The sequence below is a fragment of the Curtobacterium sp. MCSS17_006 genome (genome assembly GCF_003234215.1).
Taxonomy (GTDB): domain Bacteria; phylum Actinomycetota; class Actinomycetes; order Actinomycetales; family Microbacteriaceae; genus Curtobacterium; species Curtobacterium flaccumfaciens.
Genome location: NZ_QKSO01000006.1, coordinates 1 through 15,831, shown reverse-complemented (window position 1 = coordinate 15,831; position 15,831 = coordinate 1). Strand labels below are relative to the sequence as shown.

Genomic DNA, 15,831 nt, shown 5'->3' with positions numbered 1-15,831 from the left:
GCATTCCAGGATACAGGCGCGCCGGGCGGCTGCTGTCTCAGGCGATCTGCCGGGACAGGACGTCCGCCGACCGGGCCGGCAGTTCGCACACCCGGTCGTGGCAGACGTACGCGGCAGGGTCGAGCACGTCGCGTCCCTCGAACAACGAGAACCCCGCCTCGGCCCAGTCGCGTGCCTGCTCCGGCGTCGTGGTGGCGACGACCGTACCGGGGCGCCGACCACGGTGTGCCACGGCCCGCATCGGGTCGTCGGTGCCGCTCGTGACGACGACGATCTCGCGCGACGGCCGTTGCAGGGCGAGGGCGACACCGAGGGCATCCGCGTGACCGAGGGGTCGCTCGGTCCCGGTGCGGGCGCGGTCGGCGATGAGTCGTGCCGCGGCGACCCGCAGTGCCTCGTCGCCCGTCAGTGCCCCGAGCGTCGCGGCGGCCGACGCCAGCGCCACGGTGCCGGACCGCATCGCCGTCTGCGGCTGTTCGCCCGTGGCCGTCCCCGCCGCGGCCAGCACCGGGTCGACGTCGAAGCGCTCGGCCAGGCCGTCGTCGACAAGCGAGCGTGCGACGGTCGCGTAGGAGATCTCGCCCGTCACCAGGGCCAGTTCGAGCAGCCCTTCGGCGAGCAGTCCGACGTCCTCGACGGTGGCCGGTGCGGAGGACACCCCGCGCGGTGTGCTGGACCGCACCATCACGTGGCCGTCCTGCACGTGGGCGGCGAGGACCGCGTCGGCCGCGCCCCGCGCGAGCGCGACGAGTTCCGGGTCGCCATGCCGTGCGCCGGCGATCGCCAGCCCCCGGATCGCCAGGCCGTTCCAGCCAGAGAGCACCTGGTCGTCCAGCGGTGGCGGGTCGAGCTGGGCGCGCTCGGCAATCGGTCGGCGGTACCACTCGCCCTCGACCCGACGGCCGTCGATGGTCGACTCGCTGTCCTGCGCGGCGACGAACGCCCCGTCGGCACGGCGCAGGGTGTCCCGGAGGAAGTCGGCGATGCCGCGGGCCTGCTCGGCACCCGCGACCGCGAGCAGCCCCGCGTTGTCGTAGAGCATCCGTTCGTAGTGCGGCACGCTCCAGTCGCGCTTGGTGGCGTACCGGAAGACGCCGCCGTCGGCATCCGTCAGCTCGGACGCGCGGATCGCGTGCAACGACCGGTCGAGCAGCCCGTCGGCCTCGGCGTCGCCGTCGGCCGCCGCGTCGGCGAGGAACTCGAGCAACGGTGTGCTCGGGAACTTCGGCGCGCCGCCGAAACCGCCGTAGGTGGTGTCCTCTGCCTGGGACAGCTGGTCCGTGACGGCCCGGATGGCATCGACGGACGGGAGGCCCGGGTCGGCTCCGGCACCGCCCTCGCCCGAGCGGGTGGTCGCGTCCGCCACGGCACCCTGCCGGATCGCCGTCGCGATGGCCGACGCGTTCGCGTCGACCTCGTGCCGACGCTCGGTCCAGGCGTCGAGCACCGCGGCCAGGATCTGCCGGAACGCCGGGACCTGCCCGACGGGAGTGGGTGGGAAGTACGTCCCCGCGAAGAAGACGTGGCCGTCGGGCGTCAGGAACGTCGTCAGTGGCCAGCCGAGCTGCTGCGTGAACGCACTCGCCGAGGCCATCAGGCTCGCGTCCACGTCCGGCCGTTCTTCGCGGTCGACCTTCACCGACACGAAGTCCCGCCGGAGCAGCTCACCGATCTCGGGGTCGGCGAAGCTCTCGCGCGCCATGACGTGGCACCAGTGGCACGTGGCGTACCCGACGGACACCAGCACCGGGACCCCGCGCTCGCGCGCTTCGGCGAACGCCTCGGGACCCCACTCGCGCCAGTCCACCGGGTTGTCGGCGTGCAGACGCAGGTAGGGGCTGACCGAGGTGCCGAGGCGGTTGTCGTTCATGGCTCCAGCGTGCCCGCCCCCGACTGGGCGGACCACCGTCCGGGGACAACTGTGGACGGAACGCCCACTCTGCACAGGCCGTGCGGGGAGATCAGCGCTCGAGCCACCCCGTGATCGACGCGAGCCGTGCGGCCACCTGGGCGGGGCTCTCGCCGTCCGTGTCCACCCGGGTGACCGTGTCCGCGGAGGCCGAGTCGAGCCTCCCGGCCGTCCGCGTGCTGTGCGCGAGCTGCGCCTGCGGGACCGCACCACCCGCTCGTCGTGCGAGCCGGTCGGCGGTCGCGCCGTCGGATGCGCGGAGCAGGACGACGCGCACCAGCGGATCGTCGCCCATCGCTGCAGCGAGGCGCTCGTGCTCGAGCACGGACACGGTGTTCGTGTAGACGAGCCGGTGGTGCCCGATCGCCCGGTAGCCGGCCCAGATCGCGGCGAGGTTCCGCTCGGCCAGGTGGGCCTCGGGGTGTTCGACGTGCGGTGCCGGGTGCGCGAGGTCGAGCAGGTCGCCCTCGATCACCGCGTGCCGGACGTCCGCCGCGACGAGCAGGTCGTGCAGGGCCTCGGCGGCGGTGGACTTGCCCACGCCGGAACGTCCGCCGATGAACAGGACCTCGGACCGGGGCACCGTGTCAGCCCAGGTTGAGGGAGAGGAGTGCGAGTGCGGCGTCCTCGGGGCCGTAGTCGAACATGTGCTCCCAGAACGGGTCGTCGGCCCACGGGACATCGCCGTCGGCGGGCGTCGCGTGGGCGGTCTCGACCAGCCATGCCAGTTCCGGGGCGACGGCGGTCGCGAACTCCGGTGGTTCCCACCCGAGGGCGCGTGCCGCCGTGGTGTCGAGGACGAACGGCGGTCGTGACGACCACGGCGTGCCACCCACGAACGCGGGCGCGTCCTCGTCGAGCAGGACCTCGTCGAACCGGTGGTCCAGGTGTCCGCCGATCGTCCGCACGATCTCGAGCGCGGTCGGGGCCGAGGCATCCGCGACGTTGAGGATCCGGCGGTCCGGCGCGTCCGCGACGAGTCGGACGAGCGAACCGATGCCGCTCGCCGCCGTCGTGTGGTCGACGCCGCGGCCGTGGTCGGCGAGCAGGATGCGCTCCCGGCCGTCGAGCACACGGCGGACGACGAACCACTCCCGCGGGCGGCCGATGCCGACGCCGTACACCTTCGACGGGCGGAGCACCGTGACCGGGGCACCGTGGTCGAGCAGGACCTGCTCGGCCGCCACCCTCGCGGCGCCGTAGCCGTCACGGCTCGTCGGGTCCCCGTCGCCGGCGGTGACGGTCGGCTGGATCTCGGTGACCGCGCCGCCGAACACCGGCTTGTCGAGCGAGTTCGCGTGCCGGCCCTGCTCGTCGGCGTACACCGACCTGGACGAGACGAAGACCGTCGAGCCGACGTCGTCGAGGAACGGCAGGAGCTGCTGGGCGTCGTCGCGGGTCAGGCCGACGGTGTCGACGAGCAGGTCGGCTCCGGGGCGCAGGAGTTCGCGCAGGTCGGACCGGTCGCGGCGGTCACCGGGCGTGAACGCGGCACCGGCTGCGGTCAGGGCGTCCGCTGCGGGACCGCCTCGGCGTGCGAGCACGTCGACCTGCCAGTCGCCGCCGCCCCGGCCCGAGGCGTCGAGGAGCTCTCGCGCGACGGCCGAGCCGATGCCGCCGGTGCCGCCGAGGATGACCGCGCGTCTGGTGCTCATGGTGCAACGGTAGTGCGGCGCGGCCGTCAGTCCTTGGCTGTCCGTGCTCGGCCGTCAGTCCTCGGCCGTCGTTCCGCGATCGGTTCCGTCAGGAGGCGAGCTGCTCGTGCCGCCACCAGTCGGCCAGCGAACCGTCGTAGACTTTCACCCGGTCGTGCCCGAGCACCGTCAGGGCGAGGGCGTCGACGCACGCGGCGCTGCCCACCCCGCAGTACGTGACGATCTCGTCGGCACCGATCACCGCGGCGAAGGCCCGCTCGAGCTCGGCGCCGCGCAGGTACGCGTTCGTCTCGGGGTCCACCAGGGTGTCCGCCGTGATCGGGGTGCTGCCCGGCACGATCGGCGGGTGGTCGTCGCCGAGGGCGGCCCATGGCGCGGCGAACACCAGGGACGCCGGCTCTTCGCCGGAGACCGCTCGGGTGACGCGGTCGCGGTCGGCCCAGAGCGCACGTTCTTCGCCGGCGAGGAACGCGCCGGCATCGGGGTCGGACGGCGTCGCAGGCGTGCGGAGTGCGCCCACGCGGACGGGGCGGCCCTCGTCGCGCCACTTGGTGAAACCACCGTCGAGCACCGCGACGGAGTCGAAGCCGAACGAACGGAAGATCCACCACAGGCGTGCCGACCACTCGCCGACGCTGTCGTCGTAGACCACGACGGTCGAGGTGTTCGTCACGCCCAGCTGTGCCGCGGCGACCTCGAAGCGCTCGGCGCCGGGGCGGGTGAACGGGACGTCGGCGTCGGCGGCGGAGAAGTCGTCGATCAGGTCGGCGAAGCGGGCGCCGGGCACGTGGCCGCGCTGCTCGTGGGCGTCCCGCCCGGGGAGCCAGGTGGTGTCGAACCCGGCCCCGACCGTGTGCACCGAGGCGTCGAGCACGACGAGCTCGTCAGCACCGAGGTGGTCTGCGAGCCACTGCGTCGACACGAGTGGTGAGGTCAGGACGGGGGCCATGTCGCACACCATAATCCGCACCCCTGACGTGGGCCAGAGTCGTGGACACACGGCGCAACCGGGGATGGGGGTGGGTGCGCTGCCGACGCGGAACGACGGTGTCGTCGTCGTGCGACATCGACTCCGTCGCACCCGCGCGCGTGCAACTGTCGGCGCGTGCACGGAGCGACCATGTCGTCGTCGTACGACCTCGACGATGTCGTTCGGCGTCGGCGTCGGCGTCGGCGTCGGCCTACGCCCCAGCTCCCGCCAGCCGCCCACACGCACGACGACCCGCCCCGGCAGAGCCGGAACGGGCCGAAGACGCGCAGCGAACCGCCAGCGTCAGTGCGCTGCGGCGGGGATGCTCCCGGTCGTGGCGGACCCGGCTCGTGCGAGCCGCTCGACCCGCACCGACTGCCGGTTGATGAGCAGTCCGCCGGCCAGGGCGACGAGCACGAGCACGCCGGCCGAGATGCCGAACGCCACGTGGTACCCGTCGAGCGTGGCCTGGGCCTGCTGCAGCTTGGTCGGGGCGGCGGTCAGCCCGGACAGGCTGTTCGACACGACGTCGGCGAAGATCGTCGACAGCAGCGCCGTGCCGATCGAGCCACCGATCTGCTGCATCGTGTTCACCGTCGCCGAGGCCACACCGGCGTCGGCCCGGGCGACCCCGGTCGTCGCGGTGTTCATCGCGGACGAGAAGATCGTGCCCATGCCGAGGCCGATCACGATCAGCGCCGGCAGGACGGTGCCCGCGTAGGAGCTGTCCAGGTCGGTGCGGAGCAGCAGGAGGAGCCCGGTCGCGGCGACCAGGCCACCGGCGAAGATGAGCACCTTCGGCCCGACGCGCGGCAGCAGGCGGCCACCGATCTGCGTCGCCGAGATCATGATCGACAGCGGCATCGGCAGGAACGCGAGACCCGTCTGCAGCGAGCTGAAGCCGAGGGTCTGCTCCAGGTAGTAGGTCAGGAACAGGAAGATGCCGAACATGCCGATCGCGACGAGGCCGATCGCGATGAACGAGCCGCCGCGGTCACGGTCGAGCACGACGCGCAGGGGCAGGAGCGGGTGAGCGACGCGGGTCTCGATGAACACGAACGCGGCGATCAGCACGACACCGCCGGCGAGCATGGCGATCGTGACGGGGGAGTCCCAGCCGTTCGTCTCGGCGTTCGAGAAGCCGTAGACGACGCCGACCAGCCCGAGCGTGATGGTGATGACGCCGAGCACGTCGATGCGCGGACGCTCGACCTTCGGCGGCTTCTCCATGAAGACGAGTGCGCCGATCACGCCGAGCACGGCGAAGACGACGTTGACGTAGAGGCACCAGCGCCACGAGGCGTACTCGGTCAGCACGCCGCCGAGCAGTAGGCCGATGGCCGCACCCGAGCCGGCGATGGACCCGAAGATGCCGAACGCGCGACCGCGTTCCTTGGGATCGCGGAACGTGGTGGTCAGCATGCCGAGCGCGGACGGGGCGAGCAGCGCGCCGAAGACACCCTGCAGTGCGCGGGCCGCGACGAGCAGGCCGAACGAGTCGGCCAGGCCACCGAGCACCGAGGCGACGGCGAAGCCGACCAGCCCGATGATGAAGGTGTTCTTGCGGCCGAACAGGTCACCGAGTCGACCGCCGAGCAGCAGCAGCGAACCGAAGGCCAGCGAGTACGCGGTGACGATCCACTGTCGCTGGTCGGTGCCGAAGTCCAGGTCGGCCTGGGCCGAGGGCAGGGCGATGTTCACGATGGTCGCGTCGAGCACGACCATCAGCTGTGCGAGGGCGATGACCGCCAGGGCGATCCAGCGGTGGTTGCTCTTGGCGGGGGTGGTGCCCGGAGTCGTGGGTGCTGTCCCGGTGGGGGTCGGCACGGTGTGTTCTGCCGTCACGGCAGCCTCCTTCGAGAAGGTTGGAGGGTGGGGTGGAGGTGCGCGCCGTCGGGCACTCCCGAGATGTGGTGGTGACGAAACCGGATGCGAGGCATCCGTTTGTGGTCAGTGTAGACCGAAACGGAAGGAGGGCATCCACTTGTTCCCAGGAAGTGCAACTACGGTCGGATCGTGAGCACCACCGAGTCCGCGTCCGACCTCGAGCGACCGCTGCGCGCCGACGCGGCACGCAACCGCGAGCTGATCCTGCAGACGGCACGCAAGTGCTTCGCGGAGCGCGGGCTCTCCGTCACGTTGAACGACATCGCGCACGAGGCCGGCGTCGGGGTCGGCACCGTCTACCGACGGTTCGCCGACAAGGACTCCCTGATCGAGGCGCTGCTCGCCACCAAGTTCGAGGCGATGAACGACGCCGCAGCGCGCGCCGCGGATGTCTCCGATCCGCGCGAGGCGCTCCGGGTGTACCTGATGGGCGTCTTCGCGTTCCGTGCACGCGACCGCGCCCTCGCCGATGCCATCGTCCGTGCCGGCAAGGCCCGACCGTCCATCGTGCAGGAGCGCGACCGGCTCGAACGCCAGGTCGCCGCGATCATCGGCCGCGCCGAGACCGCCGGCGTCGTCCGCCCCGGCTTCGACTACCGGGACCTGCCGATGCTCACCGCGATGGTCGGTGCGGTCGCCGACGCCACCCGCGAACACGACCCGGACGCCTGGCGCCGCTACGCGGAGCTCCTGATCCAGGGCGTCCTGCCGGGCACGGACGACACCGCGCCGATGCTCGGCGACCCGCTGGACCGCGAGTCGATCGAGCGCGCGCTGCACGCGCAGTCCTGACCACGGACGGACTGGCGCGGACCGCTCAGCGGTGACGCGAAGCGTCACGCGGGCCGCGCCGACCGAGCTTGCGAGGGAGGTGTGGCGGCGCCGCCACGGGCCTCCAGTCCAGCGGTGGTCGCCACCAGAGCGCCCAGCGCGACGAGCGCGGCGAGCCCTGCCAGACCTGCCAGCCCTGCCGGACCGGCTACAGCCAGCTGGGGATCCAGTAGTGCGACCGGACGAAGTCCCACGGCACCTGCATCGCCGTCCACATCGGGTACCAGTAGACCGAGGCCAGCACGACGACGCCCAGGTACACACCGACCCACAGGATCGCCCGCGACCGGCGTGACCGTTCGTCGCTCCGCCTGCCGAGCACCAACCCGATCGCGGCGGCCAGCGCCATCACCATGTAGGGCTCGAAGGCGATCGTGTAGAACTGGAACACCGTCCGGTCGACGTACATCAGCCACGGCAGGTACCCCGCCGCGACGCCGAGCAGGACGAAGCCGTACTCCCACTTCCGGCGCAGGATCCAGAGCACGAGCAGCGCCACCGTGGCGATGACCGAGGCGTACCAGATGAACGGGTTCGCGATGCCGGTGATCGCCTCGCCGCAGCGGTTCGCCCAGCAGCCGTCCTGTCCGGCGTCCGTGCCGATGTAGAACATCGACGTGGGGCGCTGCATCACGAGCCAGAGCAGCGGGTTCGCCTGGTACGAGTGCGGGGTGTGCAGCCCGATGTTGAAGGCGTAGATCTCCGACTGGTAGTGCCACCAGTTCTGCAGGCTGTCCGGCACCCAGGCGAGCAGCCCGGTCCAGCGTTCGCCGCCCGAGGACAGCCAGTTGCGGTCCCATCCGTCCTTCGACACGAACCAGCCGGTCCACGACGCCACGTAGGTCACCGCGGCGATCGGCACGGTCAGCAGGAACGACACCGGTGCCTGCTGCAGCAGCGCGCTCGACGACCAGAACTCGACCCCGGCGCGGCGGCGCATCATCATGTCGCTCAGCACGGAGTACACGGCGAAGAACGCCAGGAAGTACACCCCCGACCACTTCGTCGCCGCTGCCAGCCCGAGGGCCAGGCCCATCGCGAACAACCACGGTCGCCACCAGAGCACCGGCCCCCACAGGGTGGTCCGGCCGGCGACGGCGCGGGCGGCGACCCACTCGTCGAGCCGCCGTCGGCTGTGCCGACGGTCGAGCAGCAGCGCCCCGAACCCGAGGATGACGAAGAAGGTCAGGATGCCGTCGAGGAGCGTCACCCGCGACATCACGATCGCCTGCCCGTCGATCGCGAGCAGGAAGCCGGCGAGCGTGCCGATCATCGTCGAACGGAACAGCGACCGGGCGATCACCGCGGTCAGGAACACCGTCGCGATGCCGAGCACGGCCACCGTGAAACGCCAGCCGAATGAGTTGTCCGCCCCGAACAGCAGCATCCCGAGGCCGATGAGGTACTTGCCGAGCGGCGGGTGCGCGATGAACTCCGCGGCGCTCGTGAAGATGTCCGTCTCACCGCGCACGAACCGGTCGTCGGTCGTCGGGGCGGTGTCACCGCTCGGGTTCGCGGGCCAGGTGCCCTCGTACCCGAGGTGCACGATCGACCAGCCGTCCTTGACGTAGTACGTCTCGTCGAACACGAGCGAGTGGGGGGTGCCGAGGTTCACCAGCCGCAGCACCGCGGCGAGGAGCGTCACCGCGAGCGGACCCGTCCACCGCCACACGGCGACCCGCTGCGACGTGGAGAGCACCCGCCCCCACCAGTCGTCCAGGCGCGAGCCGACCGGCCCGTCGGGCACGGCCGTGCGGTCGTCGGTCAGCTCGCTGGTCATCGCTGAGCATCCTACGGATCGACCACATGTCCCCGCTGCGACGGGGCTGCTCGGGCCGACGCGGCGGCGTCGGGCGGCCGCTGTCGCCGCGCCGGGGTCGCGGTGCGGGGACAATGGGTGCGTGATCGTCCTCGCAGCAACGCCCATCGGCAACCTCGGGGACGCCTCGCGCCGTCTCGTCGAGACCCTCTCCAACGCCACGGTCGTCGCGGCGGAGGACACCAGAACCGCCATCCACCTGATGCGCGCCCTCGGCATCGAGAACCGTCCGCGGCTCATCGCCCTGCACGAGCACAACGAGCGGGCGAAGGCGGCCGAGGTCGTCGAGCTCGCCCGCGACGAGGACGTCGTGGTCCTGACCGACGCCGGCATGCCCGCGATCAGCGACCCCGGCTTCCCCCTCGTCGAGGCCGCCGCGGCCGCCGGGGTCACCGTCACCGCCCTGCCCGGGCCGTCGGCCGTGCTCATGGCGCTCGCCGTGTCCGGGCTGCCCACCGACCGCTTCACGTTCGAGGGGTTCCCGACCCGCAAGGCCGGGGAGCGCCGTCGGGCGTTCCAGTCCCTGGCGGGGGAGCAGCGGACCATGGTGTTCTTCGAGTCGCCTCACCGGCTGGCCGAGACCCTGGCGGACATGGCCGTCGGGTTCGGGGGCGACCGACGCGCCGCGGTCTGCCGTGAGCTCACGAAGCTGTACGAAGAGGTCCGCCGTGGGCCGCTGGACGAACTCGTCGAGTGGGCGTCCGAGGGCGTCCGGGGCGAGATCTGCATCGTCGTCGCCGGCGCCGCGGAGGCCACCGAGGAGGCCACGCTCGACGACGGGGTGCGCCTGGTGCTCGAGCGGGTGGCCGCCGGCATGCGCATGAAGGAGGCCGCCGCGGCGGTCGCGGACGCGACCGGGCTGTCGAAGCGGGACCTGTACGAAGGGGCGCTCGCGGCGCGCTGAGCGGGGCTCGTCACGTCCGCGTCCGCCGGTCTGGAGGCGCGGGGCGGGCCCGTCACGGGCCTCCAGGACCCGGTTCTCCACAGTCCACCGCCGCACGCGTCATCAGGGTTCGGTGCGCCCGTAGGATGGTCCGCATGTCCGCCGGGTCCTCGTTCAGCATCACCACGCCGATCTTCTACGTGAACGACGTGCCCCACATCGGGCACGCCTACACCGAGGTCGCCGCGGACTTCCTCGCGCGCTGGCACCGGCAGCGCGGTGACGACACCTGGCTGCTCACCGGCACCGACGAGCACGGGCAGAAGATCCTGCGCACCGCCTCGGCGAACGACGTCTCGCCCCAGGAATGGGCCGACCGGCTGGTGAAGGACGCGTGGAAGCCGCTCCTCGACACGGTCGACGTCGCCAACGACGACTTCATCCGCACCACCGACGAGCGGCACGAGCGCGGTGTGACCGCGTTCCTCCAGAAGCTCTACGACGACGGCTTCATCTACGCCGGCGAGTTCGAGGGCTTCTACTGCGTGGGCTGCGAGGAGTACAAGCAGCCGAGCGACCTGGTCGCCGGCACCGGTGCGTACGAGGGGCAGCAGGTCTGCGCGATCCACTCGATCCCGGTCGAGGTGCTGTCCGAGCGCAACTACTTCTTCCGCATGTCCGACTTCGAGCAGCGCCTGCTCGACCTGTACGAGTCGAACCCGCTGTTCATCCAGCCGGAGAGCGTCCGCAACGAGATCATCTCGTTCGTCAAGCAGGGGCTCCGCGACCTGTCGATCTCGCGTTCCAGCTTCGACTGGGGCATCACGATCCCGTGGGACAGCGACCACGTGCTCTACGTGTGGTTCGACGCCCTGCTCAACTACGTCACGGCGCTCGGCTACGGCACCGAGGACGACGAGGCCTTCCGGCGCCTGTGGCCGAGCGTGCACATCGTCGGCAAGGACATCGCCCGCTTCCACGCCGTCATCTGGCCGGCGATGCTCATGGCCGCTGGGCTGCCCGTGCCGGAGCGCGTGTTCGGCCACGGCTGGCTGCTCGTCGGCGGCGAGAAGATGTCCAAGTCGAAGCTGACCGGCATCGCGCCGTCGGAGATCACCGACACGTTCGGGTCCGACGCGTTCCGCTACTACTTCCTGCGCGCCATCACCTTCGGGCAGGACGGCAACTTCAGCTGGGAAGACATCTCGGCGCGCTACCAGGCCGAGCTCGCGAACGGCTACGGCAACCTGGCGTCGCGCCTGGTCGCGATGCTGCAGAAGTACTGCGACGGCGAAGTTCCGGCGCGTGGCGAACTGACCGAGTCCGACCAGGCGATCGACGCCCTGGCCGTGTCGGTCACCGAGCGTGCCGACGCCGCCATCGCCGCCTTCGCCCCGCACGAGGCGATCGCGAGCGTGTGGGAGCTCGTCGACGCCCTGAACGGGTACATCACCGAGCAGGCGCCGTGGGCCCTGGCGAAGGACGACGCCAACCGCGAGCGCCTCGGCACGGTCCTGACCACCGCGCTCCGCGGCCTCGGCACCGTCACCGTCCTGCTGTCCCCGGTCATGCCGAAGGCGACCGAGAAGCTCTGGGCCTCGATCGGTGCCGGTGGGTCCGTCGCCGAGCAGCGGGTCGACCGTGCGTACGAGTGGCAGGGAGCGTCGGACGTGGTGCCGCTCGAGAGCGGGCTGTTCCCCCGGATCGAGCAGGTCTCCGAGTGACCGACGCCGAGTCGCACGTCCGGTCCCGCGGCGACGGGGCGTCCGGTGGCTCGAAGCGCGACCTGACGTACCCGCCGCTGCCGCAGGCGCTCGTCGTGCCGGTGTACGACAACCACACCCACATGGAGATCGCCGACGGTGTCGGCGACGGGGGTGACGGTCCGCTCGAGTACCGCGAGCACCTCGACCGTGCCTCGAGCGTCGGCGTGCGCGGTGTCGTGCAGGTCGGCACCGACCTCGCCACCTCGGAGTGGTCCGCGTCGATCGCCGCCCGGGAGCCCCGGGCCCTGGCGGCCGTCGCGCTGCACCCGAACGAAGCGCCCGTGCTGCAGGAACAGGGGCTGCTCGACGAGCACCTCGCCGGCATCGAACGGCTCGCCGCGCTGCCGCGGGTCCGGGCGATCGGTGAGACCGGCCTCGACTTCTTCCGCACCGGCGAGGACGGCCGCGACGCCCAGGTCCGTTCGTTCGAGGAGCACATCCGCATCGCGAAGGAGCACGACCTCGCGCTGACGATCCACGACCGCGACGCGCACGACGCCGTGGTCGAGGTCCTCGACCGCGTGGGTGCCCCGGAACGCACCGTCTTCCACTGCTTCTCCGGCGGCCCGGACCTCGCCCGGCTCTGCGCCGAGCGCGGCTGGTACATGTCGTTCGCCGGCACCGTGACGTTCAAGAACGCCGCACTGCTGCGTGAAGCTCTGGTCGTCGCCCCGCGGCACCTGATCATGATCGAGACCGACGCACCGTTCCTGACGCCCACCCCGTTCCGTGGTCGCCCGAACGCGCCGTACCTCATCCCGCTCACCCTGCGGTCGATGGCGGAGACGCTCGGCACGGACGCCTCGATGCTCGCGGCCCAGATCGCCTCGAACACCGAGCTCGTCTACGGCGCGTGGGACGCCGAGCCCGTGACGGTGGAGGAGTAGTCGTGGGTGCCCTGCTCGGCCCGGCGGAGATCCGGGAGCTCGCGGCCGAACTCGACGTCACCCCGACGAAGAAGCTCGGGCAGAACTTCGTGCACGACGCCAACACCGTGCGGCGGATCGTGTCGGTCGCCGGTGTGACCCCGTCGGCACGGGTGCTCGAGATCGGCCCGGGGCTCGGGTCGTTGACGCTCGGGCTCACCGAGACCGGCGCGCCCGTCACCGCGGTCGAGATCGACAAGCGCCTGGCCGCCAAGCTCCCGTCGACGGTGTCGTCGATGCAGCCGGACGCCAGGCTGACCGTCGTGCAGCAGGACGCCATGACCGTCGCCGCCGCGGACCTCGACGTCGAGCCGACGCACCTCGTCGCGAACCTGCCCTACAACATCTCCGTGCCGGTGCTGCTGCACCTGCTCGCGACCTTCCCGTCGATCGAGCGGTCGCTCGTCATGGTGCAGGCCGAGGTCGGGTACCGGCTCGCTGCCGGTCCGGGCAGCAAGGTCTACGGTTCGCCGAGCGTCAAGGCCGCCTGGTACGGGGCGTGGAGCACCGCCGGGTTGGTCAGCCGTCAGGTCTTCTGGCCGGTGCCGAACGTCGACAGTGTCCTGGTGGCGTTCGACCGGCACGAGCCCCCGGGGGACGAGCTCCTGCGGTCGCGGGTGTTCACGCTGGTTGACGCGGCGTTCCAGCAGCGACGCAAGATGCTGCGGCAGAGCCTGTCCGGGGTGCTCGGTGGCAGTGCGCACGCGTCCGAGGTCCTGACGGCGGCGGGCATCGACCCGACCGCCCGCGGCGAGGCGATCGGTGTGGACGACTTCGTGCGGCTCGGGCGGACGGTCCTCGAGGCTGCGAAGTAGTCCTTCTCACGCCTGGCGTCAGCGAAATACGGAATGTTTCGTGATGTCCGTTCGATGCTCCTACGGTTGATCTCCTCGACCGAGGAGCGACCATGCAGCCGACCGAACCACGACGACCGATCCGCCGCGGCCCGACCGAGGAACAGCTCACAGCGGGACGTCGGCGCGCCCTGCTCAGCGCGGATGCTGGATGGCCGCCGGGGCCGAGGATCTTCAGCGACGCCGAGCGGCAAGCGCTGTTCGCTCGGACGCCGCGACCTGCAGGCACGTTCGAAGAACGCCGCGAGCGCCGACGGCGTGCGATCGAGTCGATCGATCCGGACTGCAGGGCCGAACCCATCGCGCGCATCCGCCAGGCGCGCTGAGTTCAACGAGTGTGTCGTCCGGGCTGCAGCTAACCGCGATGGTGCGAGGTTCCGTGTTCCGTGCGAGCCGTAGTGCCTCGCACCGAACACAGAACCTCGCACGGTGCGAACGCCGGCGGGCCGGCCGGGTCAGTGCTCGCGGGACGCCATCATCTCGAGGATCTGCTGGTGGTTGCCGTTCCGCTCGGCGAAGCGCAGCGGGTGCACGTTCTGCACCAGGATCTCCGGGGCAGCGCCGGACTCGATGAGCGCCATGACCTCGTCGGCGAAGGCGTCGAGCGGCATGCCGCCGAAGTCCGCGCCGCCCATCAGGTCGGTCATGACGGCCGGCGGGGCGAGCTCGAGCACCTCGAGCGACGACCCCACGAGCTGCTGACGGAGGGCCTGCGTGTAGGCGTGCACACCGGCCTTCGTCGCGCTGTACGTCGGTGATGCGGTGAGCGGGACGAACGCGAGACCGGAGGTGACGGTCATCAGGGTGGCCGAGGGCTGGGCGAGCAGGTGCGGCAGGAACGCGTCGATGAGGCGGATCGTGCCGACCAGGTTCGTCTGGACGAGCTCGAGGGCGTCGTGGATGTGCTCGGGGTCGCGGAGGTCCTCGTCGCGCATGATCCCGGACATGGTGATGAGGGCATCGAGCGACGGGTACGCCTCGAGCACCGATGTGGCGGCGGCCTCGATGGACGCCGCGTCGGCGACGTCGATCTGCACGGTGCCGAAGCCGTGCTCGGTAGCGAGGGAGTCGAGGAGCGCCTGGCGGCGGCCGCCGATGACGACGGTGCTGCCGGCCGCCTGCAGGCGCTGGGCGAGCGCGAGACCGATGCCCGAGGTCGCGCCGGGGATGAAGACGGTGGAGTTCGTGATGTCCATGACCACCACGATGCTCCGTGGACAGGGACGCAACCAGAGCGCGGTCATCGGGGGATCGGCGATCCCTGGCACCCGGGCCGGAAGCGGACGACAATCGACCCATGGACCGTGCCGCGCTCGCCGACTTCCTCCGCCGTCGCCGCGAGCTGCTGCGCCCCGAGGACGTCGGTCTCGGGCAGGGTCCACGACGCCGGACCCCGGGGCTCCGCCGGGAAGAGGTCGCTGCCCTCGCCGGCATGTCCGTCGACTACTACACGCGACTCGAGCAGCAGCGCGGCCCGCAGCCGTCCGAGCAGATGATCGCGGCGATCGCCCGGGCCCTCCGGTGCAGCCTCGACGAGCGCGACCACCTGTTCCACCTGGCCGGGCAGAACGCCCCGACCCGGATGCACCGCGCCGACCACGTCGACCCGGCGATCCTGCGGGTGCTGGACCGGCTCGAGGACACCCCGGCGATCGTCGTCAGCCACCTGGGCGAGACCCTCGTCGAGAACCGGCTCGCGGCGGCGCTCCTCGGCAGCTCCGTCGACCTGCCGGGCAACCGGCGGTACCAGGCGTGGCGGTGGTTCGTGACCGGCGAGGAGCTCGCGAAGTACGCGCCGGAGCAGCACGAACGGTTGGGCCGCGTCGTGGTGGCCTCGATCCGGGCGACGGCTGCGCTCGCGGGACCGGGAGACCGGCGCGCGACCGAACTCATCGCCGAGCTCGAGGCGCGCAGCCCGGAGTTCCGCGAGCTCTGGGCCCTGCACGAGGTGGCCACGCGCTGGTCGGACAACAAGACCATCGTGCAGCCGGAGCTCGGCCGCATCACCGTCGACTGCCAGGTGTTGCACACCGACGACCAGGCGCAGGCACTGCTGCTGTTCACGGCGCCTCCAGGGTCGGAGGACGCGCAGAAGCTCGAGCTCCTCGGCGTCGTCGGACAGCAGACCTTCGCCGGCTGACGACCTCGCACGGTGCGAGGTCGACCACCGTCGGTACCGAACGGTGCGAGGTTCCGTACGCCGTGCGGCGGCGAGCAGGTCGCACCGAGTACGGAACCTCGCACCGAGCGACCAGGCAGCCCGCGGCCCCCCCCCCCCAGACCGCTGAACTTCCCCAGGCCCCCCACGCCGGCGACGCCGTCGACCTTCCC

General features: G+C 71.5%; 14 protein-coding genes. 7 read left to right on the top strand and 7 right to left on the bottom strand.

The features are described from left to right. Positions 1–37: 37 nt before the first annotated feature. The 5 genes from DEJ21_RS07355 to DEJ21_RS07335 form a co-directional block, all read right to left on the bottom strand. Positions 38–1,870 (bottom strand): thioredoxin domain-containing protein, encoded by a 1,833-nt coding sequence (locus tag DEJ21_RS07355; RefSeq protein WP_111224177.1) that lies wholly within the window; start codon positions 1,868–1,870, stop codon positions 38–40. 91 nt (positions 1,871–1,961) lie between these two features. Then, positions 1,962–2,492: an ATPase gene (locus DEJ21_RS07350; RefSeq protein WP_111224176.1), complete on the bottom strand. Its 531-nt coding sequence runs from the start codon at positions 2,490–2,492 to the stop codon at positions 1,962–1,964. A 4-nt stretch (positions 2,493–2,496) separates the two neighbouring features. After that, positions 2,497–3,564 carry an NAD(P)-dependent oxidoreductase gene (locus tag DEJ21_RS07345; RefSeq protein ID WP_111224175.1) on the bottom strand — a complete coding sequence of 356 codons (1,068 nt, stop codon included), beginning with the start codon at positions 3,562–3,564 and terminating at the stop codon, positions 2,497–2,499. 88 nt (positions 3,565–3,652) lie between these two features. After that, positions 3,653–4,513: a sulfurtransferase gene (locus DEJ21_RS07340; protein ID WP_181435813.1), complete on the bottom strand. Its 861-nt coding sequence runs from the start codon at positions 4,511–4,513 to the stop codon at positions 3,653–3,655. 324 nt (positions 4,514–4,837) lie between these two features. Then, positions 4,838–6,379, bottom strand: a complete 1,542-nt coding sequence (locus DEJ21_RS07335; protein WP_027466052.1) for an MFS transporter — start codon at positions 6,377–6,379, stop codon at positions 4,838–4,840. 171 nt (positions 6,380–6,550) lie between these two features. Between DEJ21_RS07335 and DEJ21_RS07330 the strand changes: the two genes are divergently transcribed. Then, on the top strand, positions 6,551–7,213 hold the full coding sequence (locus tag DEJ21_RS07330) for a TetR/AcrR family transcriptional regulator (protein WP_111024668.1): 663 nt from the start codon (positions 6,551–6,553) through the stop codon (positions 7,211–7,213). Positions 7,214–7,400: 187 nt separating this feature from the next. Here the strand turns inward: DEJ21_RS07330 and DEJ21_RS07325 are convergent, their stop codons facing one another. Beyond that, a complete protein-coding gene (locus DEJ21_RS07325) occupies positions 7,401–9,032 on the bottom strand; it encodes a dolichyl-phosphate-mannose--protein mannosyltransferase (protein ID WP_111224173.1) in 1,632 nt (543 codons plus the stop codon). A gap of 121 nt (positions 9,033–9,153) precedes the next feature. Between DEJ21_RS07325 and rsmI the strand changes: the two genes are divergently transcribed. The 5 genes from rsmI (at position 9,154) to DEJ21_RS17960 (ending at position 13,826) form a co-directional block, all read left to right on the top strand. Then, positions 9,154–9,975 (top strand): 16S rRNA (cytidine(1402)-2'-O)-methyltransferase, encoded by an 822-nt coding sequence (rsmI, locus tag DEJ21_RS07320; RefSeq protein WP_111224172.1) that lies wholly within the window; start codon positions 9,154–9,156, stop codon positions 9,973–9,975. Between the two features lie 134 nt (positions 9,976–10,109). Further along, the gene (gene metG, locus DEJ21_RS07315; protein ID WP_111224283.1) at positions 10,110–11,678 is read left to right on the top strand and encodes a methionine--tRNA ligase; all 1,569 of its coding nucleotides are present in this window, start codon (positions 10,110–10,112) and stop codon (positions 11,676–11,678) included. Then, positions 11,675–12,607, top strand: a complete 933-nt coding sequence (locus DEJ21_RS07310; protein ID WP_111224171.1) for a TatD family hydrolase — start codon at positions 11,675–11,677, stop codon at positions 12,605–12,607. Before metG ends, DEJ21_RS07310 begins: the two co-directional genes overlap by 4 nt. 2 nt (positions 12,608–12,609) lie before the next feature. Continuing rightward, positions 12,610–13,461 (top strand): 16S rRNA (adenine(1518)-N(6)/adenine(1519)-N(6))-dimethyltransferase RsmA, encoded by an 852-nt coding sequence (gene rsmA, locus DEJ21_RS07305; protein ID WP_111224170.1) that lies wholly within the window; start codon positions 12,610–12,612, stop codon positions 13,459–13,461. Positions 13,462–13,553: 92 nt separating this feature from the next. Next, positions 13,554–13,826, top strand: a complete 273-nt coding sequence (locus DEJ21_RS17960; protein WP_146247718.1) for a hypothetical protein — start codon at positions 13,554–13,556, stop codon at positions 13,824–13,826. Between the two features lie 129 nt (positions 13,827–13,955). Here the strand turns inward: DEJ21_RS17960 and DEJ21_RS07300 are convergent, their stop codons facing one another. After that, positions 13,956–14,696: an SDR family oxidoreductase gene (locus DEJ21_RS07300; RefSeq protein ID WP_111087864.1), complete on the bottom strand. Its 741-nt coding sequence runs from the start codon at positions 14,694–14,696 to the stop codon at positions 13,956–13,958. Between the two features lie 101 nt (positions 14,697–14,797). Between DEJ21_RS07300 and DEJ21_RS07295 the strand changes: the two genes are divergently transcribed. Further along, entirely contained in the window at positions 14,798–15,640 is an 843-nt protein-coding gene (locus DEJ21_RS07295; protein WP_111224169.1) for a helix-turn-helix transcriptional regulator, read from the top strand. Positions 15,641–15,831 lie beyond the last annotated feature (191 nt).

Coding starts and splice junctions, on each gene's coding strand:
- DEJ21_RS07355 (WP_111224177.1), bottom strand. CDS start 1,870: ATGAACGACAACCGCCTCGGCACCTCGGTCAGCCCCTACCTGCGTCTG.
- DEJ21_RS07345 (WP_111224175.1), bottom strand. CDS start 3,564: ATGAGCACCAGACGCGCGGTCATCCTCGGCGGCACCGGCGGCATCGGC.
- DEJ21_RS07340 (WP_181435813.1), bottom strand. CDS start 4,513: ATGGCCCCCGTCCTGACCTCACCACTCGTGTCGACGCAGTGGCTCGCA.
- DEJ21_RS07325 (WP_111224173.1), bottom strand. CDS start 9,032: ATGACCAGCGAGCTGACCGACGACCGCACGGCCGTGCCCGACGGGCCG.
- metG (WP_111224283.1), top strand. CDS start 10,110: ATGTCCGCCGGGTCCTCGTTCAGCATCACCACGCCGATCTTCTACGTG.
- DEJ21_RS17960 (WP_146247718.1), top strand. CDS start 13,554: ATGCAGCCGACCGAACCACGACGACCGATCCGCCGCGGCCCGACCGAG.
- DEJ21_RS07300 (WP_111087864.1), bottom strand. CDS start 14,696: ATGGACATCACGAACTCCACCGTCTTCATCCCCGGCGCGACCTCGGGC.
- DEJ21_RS07295 (WP_111224169.1), top strand. CDS start 14,798: ATGGACCGTGCCGCGCTCGCCGACTTCCTCCGCCGTCGCCGCGAGCTG.